Source organism: Mesorhizobium metallidurans STM 2683, assembly GCF_000350085.1.
Taxonomy (GTDB): Bacteria; Pseudomonadota; Alphaproteobacteria; order Rhizobiales; family Rhizobiaceae; genus Mesorhizobium; species Mesorhizobium metallidurans.
Genome location: NZ_CAUM01000170.1, coordinates 24,792 through 39,024, shown reverse-complemented (window position 1 = coordinate 39,024; position 14,233 = coordinate 24,792). Strand labels below are relative to the sequence as shown.

At 59.6% G+C, this 14,233-nt stretch carries 9 protein-coding genes and 1 pseudogene; 6 read left to right on the top strand and 4 right to left on the bottom strand.

The genetic code is table 11. The features are described 5' to 3' along the window. Nucleotides 1-9: 9 nt before the first annotated feature. The 3 genes and pseudogenes from MESS2_RS33670 to MESS2_RS28760 all read left to right on the top strand — a co-directional run. A pseudogene (locus MESS2_RS33670) lies at nt 10-144 on the top strand (ferredoxin); the annotation flags it as partial. Between the two features lie 159 nt (nt 145-303). Next, nucleotides 304-924: a nuclear transport factor 2 family protein gene (locus MESS2_RS28765; protein ID WP_244440113.1), complete on the top strand. Its 621-nt coding sequence runs from the start codon at nt 304-306 to the stop codon at nt 922-924. A gap of 76 nt (nt 925-1,000) precedes the next feature. Further along, nucleotides 1,001-1,633 carry a nitrogen fixation protein NifQ gene (locus tag MESS2_RS28760; protein ID WP_008878174.1) on the top strand — a complete coding sequence of 211 codons (633 nt, stop codon included), beginning with the start codon at nt 1,001-1,003 and terminating at the stop codon, nt 1,631-1,633. On the opposite strand, the gene rpoN is transcribed toward MESS2_RS28760, so the two are convergent. The 4 genes from rpoN to MESS2_RS28735 form a co-directional block, all read right to left on the bottom strand. Beyond that, complete coding sequence (gene rpoN / locus MESS2_RS28755) at nt 1,620-3,026, bottom strand: RNA polymerase factor sigma-54 (RefSeq protein ID WP_008878173.1); 1,407 nt, start codon at nt 3,024-3,026, stop codon at nt 1,620-1,622. The two genes, MESS2_RS28760 and rpoN, sit on opposite strands and share 14 nt — an antisense overlap. Before the next feature lie 177 nt (nt 3,027-3,203). Continuing rightward, nucleotides 3,204-3,737, bottom strand: a complete 534-nt coding sequence (locus MESS2_RS28750; RefSeq protein WP_008878171.1) for a peroxiredoxin — start codon at nt 3,735-3,737, stop codon at nt 3,204-3,206. A 1,483-nt stretch (nt 3,738-5,220) separates the two neighbouring features. Then, complete coding sequence (locus MESS2_RS28740) at nt 5,221-7,278, bottom strand: hypothetical protein (RefSeq protein ID WP_008878168.1); 2,058 nt, start codon at nt 7,276-7,278, stop codon at nt 5,221-5,223. Between the two features lie 902 nt (nt 7,279-8,180). Further along, the gene (locus tag MESS2_RS28735) at nt 8,181-9,398 is read right to left on the bottom strand and encodes an MFS transporter (RefSeq protein WP_008878166.1); all 1,218 of its coding nucleotides are present in this window, start codon (nt 9,396-9,398) and stop codon (nt 8,181-8,183) included. A gap of 633 nt (nt 9,399-10,031) precedes the next feature. Here MESS2_RS28735 and nifH point away from each other — a divergent pair. From nifH to nifK, 3 genes are all read left to right on the top strand, one after another. After that, nucleotides 10,032-10,925, top strand: coding sequence for a nitrogenase iron protein (gene nifH / locus MESS2_RS28730; protein ID WP_008878164.1), 894 nt, complete (start codon nt 10,032-10,034; stop codon nt 10,923-10,925). Nucleotides 10,926-11,020: 95 nt separating this feature from the next. After that, on the top strand, nt 11,021-12,523 hold the full coding sequence (nifD, locus tag MESS2_RS28725; RefSeq protein ID WP_008878163.1) for a nitrogenase molybdenum-iron protein alpha chain: 1,503 nt from the start codon (nt 11,021-11,023) through the stop codon (nt 12,521-12,523). Between the two features lie 135 nt (nt 12,524-12,658). Next, nucleotides 12,659-14,200 carry a nitrogenase molybdenum-iron protein subunit beta gene (gene nifK, locus MESS2_RS28720; protein WP_008878162.1) on the top strand — a complete coding sequence of 514 codons (1,542 nt, stop codon included), beginning with the start codon at nt 12,659-12,661 and terminating at the stop codon, nt 14,198-14,200. The last annotated feature ends 33 nt before the right edge of the window (nt 14,201-14,233 follow it).

Genomic DNA, 14,233 nt, shown 5'->3' with positions numbered 1-14,233 from the left:
GCACAGACGTTGGAGGTCGCCTTGCGCATCATCGTTCACCAAGCCAGATGTCAGGGTCATGCGCAATGCTCGGCGCGAGCGCCGGCAGTCTTCAAGCTGGATGAAGCGGGTTACATCCTACCCGGTGACATTGAGGTTGCGGACGGGGAGCAACTGCTTGCGTCGGATGGGGTGCGATCCTGTCCCGAACTTGCGCTGGAAATCGATGATCCACCCGCTGCGCGAATCGTTCCGGAGGCCACCCTCAAACCGCAGACTGGCGTCCCGGAACACGTCAGAACCACGGAATTTGTGCCAGACCCGATGGACCAAGCAAAAATAGCCGAACTGCTCAACCGTGAGGCGATCCGCGACTGCCTCTATCGGTTTTGCCGCGGGATAGACCGCGCCGACGAGGCGGCGCTGCGCAGTGCGTACTGGCCCGACGCACATGACAGCCACGGGCCCTATCGCGGCCCGGCCGAAGGCTTCATTCGGTTTGCGCTCGATGTCTTCAAGACCGGACCGCGCAACATCCATCAGATCACGAACATCCTGATCGAATTCATCAGCGCGGCAGAGGCCGCAGTCGAGAGCTATTTCACCGCGCTGCAACGCGGACCGGACCAAGACGGAGAAGTACGCCAGATGCTTCTATGCGGGCGCTACTGCGATCTGTTTCAAAAGAGGCAAGGGGAGTGGCGGATCGCCGAACGGACCGTTGTCTACGATTGGATCGAGGAGCAGATCCCACCGGCGGTCCTTGACGCAGAACGGTTCGGCCCGCGACAGCCGACTGGAGCACCGTATCCGGACGATCCGGTCTACGCGCTCGGGAAGCGTCGCATTGCTTCTCGCGACAATGCCTTCCCAGCTTCGGAACGGGAGAGCCGCATCAGTGGAACGACGCACCATGACATCTTTGCAGCGGAAGAGCGACCATAGCGACCCCACCGACACCCTGCAGGGGTGAAGATGCGGCCGGCTGGTTGCCTTTCTGCCCTGCGACGGAGACGGGACCATGTCCGCCCATAACGATGCATGTGTCCGCGCAGGCCAATACCCCACCATTGAGCCGGAGAAGGGGTTCGACGAACATGTCCTTGCCTGCGTTCTCTCGTGTGCGCTCAAGGAGGTCGAGGACGGCGAAGCGACAGCGACGGAGTCAACAGGCCTTTCCCTTGCCGAGCTGCGCGAGGTCCTGCCCCGCAGTTTGTCCGCCACCGCTATGGCAACCTTCGCCTTGGAAGACGTCAGCGAACCTGAGCCGGGCATGGAGGAAGAACTTCTGCGCGGCCTGCTGCTGGCGCATGCCCGGCCGGGGGACCCGGCGAGCGCCCGCTTCGCTAAGATTGTCGCCCGGCGCGCCATGCGCGACGACCATCTGTGGCAGGACCTTGGTCTTCTCAATCGGGCCGAGCTCAACCGCCTGCTTGCCATCCATTTTCCGATGCTGGCGGCTGGCAATACCCAAAACATGAAATGGAAGAAGTACTTTTACCGCAAACTCTGTGAGGCCGAGGGGTTTTCGCTATGCACTGCGCCCAATTGCCGGGAATGTAGCGGTTTCGACAGTTGCTTCGGACCGGAGGACGGCGAATGTGAAGAACGCGTCACAATGATTCAAGGGCCGCTTTTCGTCACGAGTCCTTGAGGCTTTGATCGCCGTTGCGCCACAAGCGCTTTTCCCGGCGCCGCTGTATGGAGGAAGGGATATTCATCGCCTCGCGATATTTGGTGACGGTGCGGCGAGCGAGATCGATGCCGCATTCCTTGAGCCGGTCAGCGATGTCATCGTCCGAAAGCACGCTATCAAACGATTCTTCGGCGACCATCGCTTTGATCCGATGGCGAACAGCTTCGGCGGAGTGCGCGTCACCGCCTTCGCAGGAGGCGATCGCGACAGTGAAGAAATACTTGAGTTCGAACACCCCGCGTGGGGTAACCATGTACTTGTTCGACGTCACCCGGCTTACAGTCGACTCGTGCATGTTGATCGCGTCAGCGACCGTCCTGAGATTGAGGGGGCGTAGGTAGTCGACGCCATATTGCAGAAAGGCATCCTGCTGGCGCACGATTTCAGTTGCAACTTTCAGGATCGTCTTTGCGCGCTGATCGAGGCTGCGGATTAACCAGTTCGCGTTTTGCAAGCATTCGTTGAGAAACGTCATGTCTTTCGATTTTTTGGCGGCTCGGCTTGAAACCTCCGCGACATAGCTTTGGTTGATCAGCACCTTGGGCAGCGTGTTCGGATCAAGTTCGATCTGCCATCCACCTCCGTGCGCAGGCATAACCCAGACGTCCGGTATGACGCATTCCGGCGTCCCCGACTGGAAGGTGTTTCCGGGCTTGGGGTCGAGCGCACGGATTTCCTGCAGCATGTCGAGAAGATCCTCTTCATCGACGCCGCAACGCAGCTTCAGTGTCTGAAAATCGCGTCGCGCAAGCATTTCAAGGTTGGCAACCAAAACCGCCATCGCCGGGTCAAACCGGTTTCGTTCGCGCAACTGTATCTCAAGACATTCGCTGAGCGTTCGTGCGAAAATTCCCGCTGGATCGAGGTGCTGCAAGATACCCAGAACTCGTTCCACATCGGCCAGCCCGACGTTTAGGTTCCCAGCCAGGTCCGAAGGACTTACCTGAAGATAGCCAGTGTCATCCAGATGACCGGCAAGCTGATTAGCAATCAGCCGCTCGTGCGGTGTGAAGGCAGTGAGGGAGATCTGACGAGCGACATGGTCGTGCAACGTTTCGGCTAAGGCCACAAACTCCTCGAACGCAGGACGATCACCCGGCGCGGTGTTGGTCGCGTTCGACTGGGATTTTCCTTGCCTGGGCAAGTCCGGGGACCCAGCCCAGCTCGGTCCTTCAATCTCGCCAGGTCCCTCGTCGTTTGGCGCAGGCTCCAGAAGCGGATTCTTCTCGAGCTCCTGGTCCACGAATTGATGCAGTTCGGCATGCGTCAGTTGCAGCAATCGAATCGACTCAATGAGTTGAGGCGATGCTGCAAGAGACTGTTTCTGAAGTAAGCCAAACGATGATTTCATGGTCAGTTCATTGTCAACGAAGCTCTTGGCCGTGGCTAATTGGATCTCTCACAGGTCGAGGCTTCCACACGCCCATCACATTTGAACGACTCAAACGATGCGCCTTAGGGTTTCGCCTTTCGTGCACGGTCTCGCCAAAAAACGCCGCTGCACATAGTCGGTCGATCCTGCGCCAGATCATGCAGCGGCCCTCAATGTTTGAAGGACGTTCTGCGGGGATGAGACGCCATAGGGGTCGGTCTCGCAGTTGTCGGAGAAACCTTCCTCCTCAAACCACTGCTCCACCACACCATTATTGACCAGAGCCGCGTAGCGCCACGAACGCATACCGAAGCCAAGATTGTCCTTGGCAACCAGCATGCCCATTTTGCGCGTGAACTCGCCTGACCCATCCGGGATCAGCTCGACTTTCTGCAGCCCCAAGGACTTCCCCCATGCATTCATGACAAAGGCATCGTTGACCGAGAGGCAGTAGATCGCGTCAATCCCCTCCTTCTTAAATTCCTCATAGAGATCTTCGAAATTTGGCAGTTGGTAGGTCGAGCAGGTCGGGGTGAAAGCGCCAGGCAGCGAGAACAGGAGGACGCGCTTGCCGGCAAAGTAGTCGTCGGATGTCCTTTCTTCCCAGCGGTATGGATTTGGCCCCGGGACTGAATCATCGCGAACACGCGTGAGAAACGTGACGAAGGGCACCTTCTTTTGACCGGTCATTCAACTTGCTCCTTTAGAAAAAACTGCCGCACTGGACTGGGCTGGCGCACTACCGCGCTGGGGTCCTGTGCCGGGCGCGAGATGATGCGGGGACGCGGCTCCCGATTCATGGGAGCGGTCCAGCTCCAGATCTTTCTCACCCGAACGGCATCGACGTGAGGGATGAGGGGACGCGGCACCCGATGCATGGGTACGGTGCGGCTCCAGATCTTTCTCAACCGAACAGTGTCGATGTGAGGGATGAGGGCACCTTCGAGTGGCTCGATCCGTCTTGCCGCGACTACGGCGCCGGAGCCGGCATGGATCACCCACTGCTCGTGCCCGGGGTGAAACTCTTGGCAACCGGAAATGGCCAGGAGCGGGAAGCGGGATAAGCATATGAGTCGCAAATGTGAGTCTCCACGCCGCAGACCGGCGTGGCTGAACTGGTTCAGCGTATTGGCTGGACTTGCCTATTTCCGGCCGACGTGGGCTCTGGCGAAACGTTGAGGAGCCTCTTGGCCATCGACATGCTGATGCGAACCGGTACACGGCAAATGCGCGAGCATCATCTGGCGTGTCCACATCGGACTCCCTCTGCAAAGCGGCTTCCGAGGACGAATCTCCAATCCGGACGATGTCCCGGTCTTCAGCGAGGACGACCAGCGCCGCATTTGTCGATCGTTTAGAGCTTCGCGTGCCAGCCATGGTGCGGTAGTCGCTTTCTTCGTGGTTCAATGCGCTCTAAGCACGAGTAGCAAGCGGCATGCCATTTCCGATGAAGCTGCTTCTGCACCAACCCTTTCACTTCGGGGAAGACGTGTTCGGCAAGCCAATGCGCGCTAATAGCCGTCACGTCATCACACTGAACAAATGTCCTGTGTAGCGCGGATATTCAGCGCTCCCCATCGCAATGGGAAAGTGCGAAGCAGGCAGGCCAAGCCGATGCACTGTCCGCATACCGGCGGCACGGCATAGCGCCTGCCGCTAGCGAATTGTTGCGTGCCGGGGCACAGCTATCTCGATCATACGACTCGCGCAGCGATCATGAGCGCGCGCGCTTTCAGCAAGCACCCTGATCCGGAATGGGTGAGCATCGAACTCGGCTCCGGTGGGACGATCACAAACTGAGGCCCCATTTGCTCTTGCCAAGCGTCTCTATCGGGGACCTTCTTGTGTCCGAAATTTAACAAAAAATGTCGAGACTCACCGAAAGTCGTCAAAGCGGGGTTCGGTTAACGGCAGGTGGGAAGCGGAACGGAGCGCCCGTCCGGCACGCGAATTGCTTCGATCGTCTCGTCGTTGAGTATCTGCAGGGCGTCGGGCAGGACCCGGAGAACCCAACGAGACCGCACTCGATGCTCCGCCACCGCGAGAACCTAGCCACACACCTGCGATCCAGGCCACTGCCCGCCCTGTCAGGGCGCCTCCCAGATCGCGCCTCTGTCTGCCAAGCTGGTTGGAGACCACAGCATGCGGCGAGCAGGCCGGCCCATTTCGACATCTAGGCCCGGTCGGTCAACAAGGACTTGCAGAACGCGGGAGTGAGCTTGCCCCGGTGGATTACGACGTTCTCGTGGCCGATCGCAGCGCGGGCGTGTTGCCACTGCCGATTGTGGCCGCGCTGTTCATTGGACTTGACGTGGCAAGCGGCGAAGGCTGCGTCATCCAGCGTCGCCAACTGCCGGGCATGTACCGGCCCCTCAGTATGGATGTGCACCCACATCGGACTCGGCATTGCACGATTAAGCAGCGCCTTGGGCTGCAGCCTAATCTCGAACAGCTTGCCCGGCTCTCCTTTCAACGCGCGTGGTCGATCCGCAGGCTCCAACTCCTCAGCTGCCCGCAAGTGTTCAAGGTAGTTCTGCGAGGGAAAGGGGTAGGTCTTCATGCAATCGATGGAACTAGCGGCCTTTCCGCTGTCCAAAGCCTTCGCCAGTCCCTGCGCCCCGGATAACATCAACTTGAGCTGGCCTATTTTGTCGTGCGATTCTCGAATTTGCTCAGGCGTGAGTAGGACGCGCTGACGAGGCTCCTCCAACGCCGCAAGGCAGGCCTGCATCTCGGTGGCCTGCGTTTGCAGGCGCTTGATCACGGTGGCGACCGCATGTTCGGCGTCCTCGGGCTTCATCTGGCGCGCTTGCGAGACGGTTCTTTGCTGACCAGGCAGATCGAACTGCAAAAGTTTGTCCGCCCGTGTGAGTAGTTGCTTCAGGGCCTCAACCGATACCGGCGTTTGTCGGATCTCCAAGGGTGCCGTCGCCGACGCACTCGCATGCGCCTCGCTCGCGCTCACGAGCTTCTTCGTGCCTAGATCCGAGCGCACGAGAACCTTGGCTTCTGGCGCAGGGTCGCTGACGGCCGCAACGACTTGCGTTTCCGGCCGCTGCGCGGCCAAACTACCGGCGCTAGCGGCCCGCTTGCTCTTGCCTTTTCCTTTTTTTCTGGGCGCTGTGGTGCTTCCGGCCACTGTAGTCTTGCCGGCAGTTTCGGCTGGTATCGCAGCACCAGCATCGGCCGGCAGCGCAATGGCTGGCGGCTTCGGCTGCAGTTCGAGGAGCTGGATGACCTCGTCCGCAGTGATCCAGGCGCCGTCTACGATCTGGCTCAACAGTTCCAAGGGGAGGCCGGCACCTGTTTGGTGGTCCCTTAGCTTGGCAACCACGGAGTGCGAGGCCGACGCAAATTCCGAAAGCCGCTCCACAACTCCTTCCAGAACGGCGCAGTGCTCTGCGTCGAGCGGGCGCCCTTTGTTGTTCATTACAGCGTCGCCCGTCGAGACGAATGCCGGAAAAACGTCGCCGATGAAGTTATCCAGCAGACGCGTTTGCCCGTTCTCACCGACGAGGAGTTCCCTGATGGGTGCTTCGAACATGATCGCCTGGGGGGCCATGTTGACCTGTGCGAGATTGATCCGCGATTGCAGCTGCATTACCTTTGAATTGACAACCCAGCCGGAGTGCAGCCGCAGCGCGGCCTCTTCTTCCTGCCGCATCTCGGCTGTTGAGCTTGGTAAGTTGGCAGTCGCGGCGCAGACGGACCGCATCAATTCGTAGCGCTGTACTTTCTTGTCCCAATACTTCATGCGGGCCACGTGATACTTCGCCGCACTGGGAGCCGATCGGCTCAGCTGGTCGAGGGTGGCATTGGATTGGACCAAGTTGTGGAAAATGCCGGCCACCCGCTTCCGGTCCGCTTCCTCCTTCTTGAAGATCTTTTTGGCCACCATGTTGCCATTGTCCGCCCGACGGATCACGTCGCCGCGGAACTGACGCACCAGAGCGTCGCACAGAATGCTGCGCGCCACATGCGGGGGCAGACTCGCGTAGTAGTGCAAAACTTTTGCGCCCGCATTGACGGTTCGATCGATCTGGTCTTGCGCGTTCTCCAACGATTTTGGATTTCGCAGGCCCTCTTTCTCGAAAGTCTCGAGTTCCTCAACCAGCACGTCGATTCCTCGCTTTGCCTCGTTGATCTCTTCGCCTGACGAGGAAATAGGGACTGCCACAGCCGAAGTTGACGGCCGGCTGGCCACCGGCGCCAGGGCTTCACCCTCCGACATTGAGGGAACACTACGCCGCCGCGGACTGGCTGCACGTGGCCCGGCGGGCGCACGTGGCGCAGCAGCCGGGATTCGATGTGGGGGAACGGAGGGGCCGGAGGATCTGCCGCCAAGCTCATCATGGGCACCGCGCGCAACGCCAGCCGAGGGTGAACCTTTACCTTGAGGCTCTGAGCGCATCCGCTCCAGGACGGAACCGAACGATTGGCTGCCTTCCCCCGAGGCAAGACTTGATTGCGAGCGCGAACTGCTCGATCCGGCTCCAGCATCCCCAATGCGCGATTTTCCAGATCGGCCAATGCCCGTCATTTATTCATCTCCGATATAGGCGAGAACGCGCTGCCTATGGATTGGGGCTGATGTCACTCAGCCGTAGTGCATCAGGGCTTTGGCGGGGTAAGTGCAATCGCCTAGATGACAGGTGGCATGACCTCTGAGAACCAGCGGCATGATATCGTCAATCGTCACGGCCAGCCCGGACCGACGACGTGACCCAGTACTGCTCAGCAGAAATCGGTCGGGACTCGTACTCGATCGAATCACGCCGCACATGCTGTCCTCAGTTTATGTATCAGCACTCCTATGGGTTCAGGCTGGTCAGGCGCGGCAGGTCTAATAGACCGCTTGGCTGACGACTAACTGACGAAACTCCCTGATACCCTGACCAACTCCGCCCGGGCGAACGCTGATGCACTTCCTGTAGCCGCGAACGGTGAAGCCGGCGAGGCGAGGCGCCCGGCACTGGTCGGGTCCCAAGCGGAGGCAGTAGCCGCGAACTCCACGCGGCCTATCCGATAGGCGAGACGAAGCCCTGAACCGACAAAGTAGTCGTGGCAGGATCGCGCCGCGCGGCTGATGCGATTGCATCTTTCCCCGTGCTGCACTGGCCTGTGTCAGGCGGTCTAGGGTTCGCGCTTCGGTCCGAGCAAGAACACTGTCAGGGCTGCGAGGAACGTGGCTACTGCGCTGTAGGCAAACACACTGGCCACGCCGGCATTATTCACTAGCAGTCCGCCGAAGATCGCGCCGGCTGCGATGGCAATTTGGAACGTTGAGGTCATCAGCACACCGGCGCTTTCGGCCTGCTCGGGAACGGCGCGCAGCACCATCCAAGTCTGTACCCCCACCGGCACCGCACCGAAGCCAAAGCTCCATACAGCAACCGCAATGGCCGAGGCGGAGGCCGATGCCCCAGGCATCAGCAACGAGACAGCGGCTATCGCCATGAGCAGGGGCGGCAGCGCCGCGACTGCCTTGAGGCTGTGTTTCGCCAGGAATGCGCCGGCTAAATTGCCGAAGAAGCCGCATACGCCAGAAACGAGCAACAGCAGCGAGATCGTCTCGATATGGAGCGCGGAAATCTTCTCGAGGTAAACCCGGACATAGGTGAAGCTGGCGAAGTGCCCAGAAGCGACCAGCAGTACGACCAAAAGCGCGACCTTGATGGTTGGCTTCTTGATCACATTCAGCAGACCGCGGAATCCAGCCATTTCAACCGGCGGCAACGTCGGAATGGTTACGAGTTGCACCAGCAGTGTAACGGCATTGACGGCTGCGGCGATCACGAAGGTGGCTCGCCATCCCCAGATGTCGCCGACATAGGCGCCGATTGGAGGCGTGCAAACGATAGCGACCGAAACGCCGGTGAGGATGATTGACATGGCGCGCGGTAGGAGGTGATTTGGAACGAGCCGCATCGCCAACGATGCCGAAATCGACCAGAAGCCTCCAAGCGCAATGCCGAGCACGACCCGTGCCGCCAGGAAAACCGGCAGCGACCACGCGAGCTCAGCCAGAAGGTTGGACAGGATCTGAAGCAGCATCATCGCCCACAGGACGATCCTACGGTCCAGGCGCTTTGTTATGAAGGCGACCGTCGGCGCAGAGATTGCCGCGGCAATCGCCGTCGCTGTCATCGTCTGTCCAGCCGCACCCTCTGTGACATGCAGATCATGCGCGAGCGGCGTCAGCACACTGGCAGGCAAAAGCTCTGCCGCCACCAGCCCGAAGGTGCCCAGGGCAAGCGATATGACCGCGCCCCATGCGGGACGAGACCGTTGATCCGGCTTTTCTGGGCCGTGCAGAAAAGTCTCCATGAAGCTTGTCGCGGAGTCGGTCATGAATAAGCTCGCCAGCTCGGGTGCACTGCAACATGGGTTTGGCTGCATTGACCCGCATTCATGCCAGGAGCACGCCGTTGCCGGCTGCGTCGCACGAAGGGAATGTTCATCGCTGCCCGACATGTTGTGAAAGCACCGCGTGCAATATCAGTGCCGGTTTGTCCCAGCCGGACAAGGATGTGATCGTCGGAAGGCGTCGCATCAGGCATGTTCCATGACGACTTCGCGGGCCAGTCTCGAACCAGCCAGGCGCAACCAGCTACCAAGCACGGACATCTGATGTCCCGCAGCGGGGCACGCAGCCGGTCGCTTTGCCGCCGCCTGTATGCAGCCAAAAGTCGGCTCTAGCTCGAAGGCCCAGCTTCCTCCCTAGCGGTCTCGAAGCTGACGCCTTGTGTCGGGCATTGTCGGGTCCGCTACAGGGCTTGTTCCGACAATCACTTGTTTGGCAGCAAACACTCGTTGGAGCTCAGGTTAAATCGCGGGACACAAACGAAAAAATCCCTGTTGGTTATGAGCCAGTCTACTTGGCACGAGTCTTGAGACCCTTTCGGTGTGAGGCTGCAAAAGCTGCCCATCGGCATTCATAATGCGGCCAGCCGCGACGGATGGAACGAAGGAAGGAAATCTATAATGTCAGGTCTGCGTCAGATCGCCTTTTACGGAAAGGGCGGCATCGGCAAGTCCACCACCTCCCAAAACACGCTCGCCGCCCTTGTCGACCTCGGACAGAGAATCCTCATCGTCGGCTGCGACCCCAAAGCCGACTCCACCCGCCTGATCCTGAACTCGAAGGCTCAGGATACAGTCCTGCATCTCGCGGCACAGGAAGGTTCGGTGGAAGATCTCGAGCTGCAGGACGTGCTCAAGATTGGCTACAGAGGCATCAAATGCGTGGAATCCGGCGGCCCGGAGCCGGGTGTTGGCTGCGCCGGCCGAGGCGTCATCACTTCAATCAACTTCCTCGAAGAGAACGGCGCCTACGACGATGTCGACTATGTCTCCTACGACGTGCTCGGGGACGTGGTTTGCGGCGGTTTCGCGATGCCGATTCGCGAGGGCAAGGCGCAGGAAATCTACATCGTTATGTCCGGGGAGATGATGGCGCTCTATGCCGCCAATAACATTGCCAAGGGCATCCTGAAATATGCCCATTCAGGGGGCGTGCGGCTCGGAGGGCTGATCTGCAACGAGCGTCAAACCGACCGTGAGCTCGACCTCGCTGAAGCACTGGCTTCCAGGCTCAATTCCAAGCTCATCCACTTCGTGCCGCGCGACAACATCGTCCAGCACGCCGAACTCAGGAAGATGTCAGTTATCCAGTATGCGCCGGATTCCAAGCAGGCCGGAGAGTACCGCGCGCTGGCCGAGAAGATCCATGGCAATTCTGGCCAGGGCACCATTCCGACGCCGATCACCATGGAGGAGCTCGAGGACATGCTGCTCGATTTCGGCATCATGAAGACCGACGAGCAGATGCTTGCCGAGCTTCAGGCCAAGGAAGCGGCGAAGGCGGCCGCCCAGTAACGACCGATATTGGGCGCCTCCTTGAGTTGGCGCGCGCCTTGCAAAGAACGGCGCCTCGTCGGTGAGGCGTCACCAGACACCTTGAAAGGGGTCCCATGAGCCTGGAATACGAGAATGATGGTGCTCTCCATGCAAAGCTTATTGAGGAGGTGCTATCGCAATATCCCGACAAAGCGGCGAAGCGCCGCAAAAAACACCTCAGCATCGCAAAGAGCGGGGTTGAGGCTGGGGGGGAAAGTGAGATCCTTTCCGAATGCGACGTCAAATCGAACATCAAGTCCATCCCCGGGGTGATGACCATCCGCGGCTGCGCCTATGCCGGCTCAAAGGGCGTGGTCTGGGGCCCAGTCAAGGATATGGTCCATATCTCGCACGGCCCCGTCGGTTGCGGCCAATATTCCTGGTCACAGCGCCGCAATTACTATGTGGGCACAACGGGCATCGACACGTTCGGGACAATGCAGTTCACCTCCGATTTCCAGGAGAAAGACATTGTCTTCGGCGGTGACAAGAAACTGGAACAGATCATCGACGAGATCGAGGTGCTGTTTCCGCTGAACAACGGCATCACCGTGCAATCCGAATGCCCGATCGGTCTCATTGGTGATGACACCGAGGCAGTTTCTCGCAAGAAGGCCAAGGAGTACAAAAAGACCATCGTGCCGGTGCGCTGCGAGGGGTTCCGCGGCGTCTCGCAATCACTCGGCCATCACATCGCCAATGACGCGATCCGCGACTGGGTCTTCGACAAGAAGGACGTTGAGTTTGAGGCCGGTGCTTACGACGTCAACGTGATCGGCGACTACAATATTGGCGGCGACGCCTGGGCCTCGCGCATCTTGCTTGAGGAGATAGGATTGCGCGTGGTCGGCAACTGGTCGGGCGACGCAACACTCGCCGAGATTGAACGCGCGCCAAAGGCCAAGCTCAATCTCATCCACTGCTACCGCTCGATGAACTACATCTGCCGGCATATGGAGGAAAAGTATGGCGTCGCCTGGATGGAGTACAATTTCTTCGGACCGTCCCAGATCGAAACCTCCCTGCGCAAGATAGCCAAGCATTTCGGGCCGGAAATCGAGGAGAAAACCGAGAAGGTGATCGCCAAGTACAGACCGCTTGTTGACGCCGTCATCTCCAAGTACCGGCCGCGCCTCGAAGGCAATACCGTCATGCTCTACGTCGGTGGCCTGCGCCCCCGCCACGTCATCACAGCTTACGAGGACCTCGGCATGGTCATTGTCGGCACCGGCTACGAGTTCGGCCACAACGATGACTATCAGCGCACCGGTCACTACGTAAAGAACGGCACGCTGATCTATGACGACGTTACCGGCTACGAGTTGGAGAAGTTCATCGAGGGAGTTCGCCCCAACCTCGTGGGCTCCGGCATCAAGGAAAAATACCCGGTGCAGAAGATGGGCATTCCGTTTCGTCAGATGCACTCCTGGGACTATTCGGGACCTTATCACGGCTATGACGGCTTTGCCATTTTCGCACGTGACGTGGATCTTGCCATCAACAATCCGGTCTGGGATCTCTACCAGGCCCCTTGGAAAGAACGCCCGCCCCGTGGGCGGGCGATAGCTGCCGAATAGACGCCCTGTCCCTGGCCTAGTCTTCCCCAGAGAGACGATGAACGCCCGCGGCCTTGTGAGCCTCGGGAAGCCCGAAACGTCTCGACGTACCTGAGCTGCCGTTTGGCGCGGCCAGATGAAAAAGAGGTAACACCAATGCCGCAGTCGGCCGAAAAGATTCTGGACCACGCTCCCCTGTTCCGCGAGCCGGAATACAGGCAGATGCTCGCCGAGAAGAAGCTGAATTTCGAATGTCCGCACCCGGATCAGATCGTTACCGATCAAGGCGAATTTACCAAGACCTGGGAATACCGCGAAAAGAACCTCGCCCGGGAAGCGCTTGTGATAAATCCCGCCAAGGCCTGCCAGCCGCTCGGCGCGGTGTTCGCGGCCGCGGGCTTCGAGCGGACCATGTCCTTCGTCCACGGCAGCCAGGGCTGCGTGGCCTATTACCGCTCGCACCTGTCGCGCCACTTCAAGGAACCTGCTTCGGCGGTTTCCTCCTCGATGACCGAGGACGCGGCAGTGTTCGGAGGCCTGAAGAACCTGGTCGACGGGCTCGCCAACACCTACCAGCTTTACGACCCCAAGATGATCGCAGTGTCGACGACTTGTATGGCGGAGGTCATAGGGGACGACCTGCACAGCTTCATCGAGAACGCCAAAGACGAAAATTCGGTCCCGCGCGACTTTGACGTGCCCTTTGCCCACACGCCCGCATTCGTCGGTAGCCATGTCGACGGCTATGATGGCATGCTGAAGGGCATTCTGGAGCACTTCTGGAAAGGCCAGGAGCGCACGGAAGCCAAGAGAACCATCAACGTCATTCCGGGTTTCGACGGCTTCTGCGTTGGCAACAACCGGGAACTCAAACGCCTGCTCGATGTGATGGGTGTGTCCTACACCTTCATCCAGGACGCGTCTGACCAGTTCGACACGCCATCGGACGGGGAATACCGCATGTATGACGGCGGCACGAAGATCGAAGAGGTGAAGGGGGCACTCAACGCCGAGGCGACGGTTTCACTGCAGTACTACAACACCCGAAAAACCCTCGACTACTGCGGGCAAGTCGGGCAGGCCACGGCTTCGTTCCATTATCCGCTCGGCGTCCAGGCGACTGACGAATTCCTGATGAAGATCTCGGCGCTTTCCGGGAAGGAAATCCCCGAAGCAATCCGGCTGGAGCGCGGCCGACTGATTGATGCCATGGCGGACAGCCAGTCTTGGCTGCACGGCAAGAAATACGCGATCTACGGCGACCCGGACTTCGTGTACGCCATGGCGCGCTTCGTCATGGAAACGGGCGGCGAGCCGACACATTGCCTCGCCACCAACGGCACCTCGGCGTGGGAAGCCGAGTTGAAAGAACTGCTTGCATCCTCGCCCTTCGGCAAGGACGCTCAGGTCTGGGCGGGCAAAGACCTTTGGGCTATGCGGTCGCTGCTCTTTACCGAGCCAGTGGACCTGCTGATCGGCAGTTCCTATGGCAAGTATCTGGAGCGCGACACCGGCACGCCGCTGGTCCGGCTGACGTTTCCGATCTTCGACCGGCATCACCACCATCGCTTTGCGCTCATGGGATACCAGGGCGGGTTACGCGTGCTGACGACGATCCTCGACAAGATCTTCGCCAAGCTCGATCGCGAGACGAGCCAGACGGGCGTGACGGACCATTCCTATGACCTCACCCGCTAGGACACACGGCCGGCTTTTCGCCCAGGCTGTTCA

What these genes read in the sequence shown, in the direction of transcription:
- MESS2_RS28765 (WP_244440113.1), top strand. Translation starts at nt 304, where the DNA reads ATGGACCAAGCAAAAATAGCCGAACTGCTCAACCGTGAGGCGATCCGC.
- MESS2_RS28760 (WP_008878174.1), top strand. Translation starts at nt 1,001, where the DNA reads ATGTCCGCCCATAACGATGCATGTGTCCGCGCAGGCCAATACCCCACC.
- rpoN (WP_008878173.1), bottom strand. Translation starts at nt 3,026, where the DNA reads ATGAAATCATCGTTTGGCTTACTTCAGAAACAGTCTCTTGCAGCATCG.
- MESS2_RS28750 (WP_008878171.1), bottom strand. Translation starts at nt 3,737, where the DNA reads ATGACCGGTCAAAAGAAGGTGCCCTTCGTCACGTTTCTCACGCGTGTT.
- MESS2_RS28740 (WP_008878168.1), bottom strand. Translation starts at nt 7,278, where the DNA reads ATGTCGGAGGGTGAAGCCCTGGCGCCGGTGGCCAGCCGGCCGTCAACT.
- MESS2_RS28735 (WP_008878166.1), bottom strand. Translation starts at nt 9,398, where the DNA reads ATGACCGACTCCGCGACAAGCTTCATGGAGACTTTTCTGCACGGCCCA.
- nifH (WP_008878164.1), top strand. Translation starts at nt 10,032, where the DNA reads ATGTCAGGTCTGCGTCAGATCGCCTTTTACGGAAAGGGCGGCATCGGC.
- nifD (WP_008878163.1), top strand. Translation starts at nt 11,021, where the DNA reads ATGAGCCTGGAATACGAGAATGATGGTGCTCTCCATGCAAAGCTTATT.
- nifK (WP_008878162.1), top strand. Translation starts at nt 12,659, where the DNA reads ATGCCGCAGTCGGCCGAAAAGATTCTGGACCACGCTCCCCTGTTCCGC.